Origin of the sequence: Bacillus sp. DHT2 (assembly GCF_026241455.1) — a bacterium.
GTDB lineage: Bacteria > Bacillota > Bacilli > Bacillales > Bacillaceae_G > Bacillus_A > Bacillus_A pseudomycoides.
This window is the reverse complement of the sequence record NZ_JAPHWH010000096.1, coordinates 1-333: the sequence shown is the minus strand read 5'-3', so window position 1 is coordinate 333 and position 333 is coordinate 1. Positions and strand designations below refer to the sequence as shown.

The 333-nt window shown below is 48.3% G+C and carries 2 tRNA genes; both read right to left on the bottom strand.

Features of this window, described 5'->3' with window-relative positions:
* Positions 1–51 precede the first annotated feature (51 nt).
* Positions 52–126 (bottom strand) — tRNA-Gln (locus tag ORL93_RS31075).
* 85 nt (positions 127–211) lie between these two features.
* Positions 212–287: transfer RNA gene (locus tag ORL93_RS31070), tRNA-Asp, on the bottom strand.
* Positions 288–333 lie beyond the last annotated feature (46 nt).

Here is a 333-nt window from a genome sequence, read left to right as displayed (position 1 = left end):
CCCTCTGATTAAAAGTCAGATGCTCTACCAACTGAGCTAATGGCTCGTAAATGGCTGGGCTAGCTGGATTCGAACCAGCGCATGACGGAGTCAAAGTCCGTTGCCTTACCGCTTGGCTATAGCCCATCAAAAAATATAATGTTTTTTGAGACGAAAATCATCATATCACAATAACCAATAAAAAACAACTGCTCAAAGGCAGAAGTTAAAATGGCGGTCCCGACCGGGGTCGAACCGGCGATCTCCTGCGTGACAGGCAGGCATGTTAACCACTACACCACGGGACCATTGGTTGCGGGGACAGGATTTGAACCTGCGACCTTCGGGTTATGA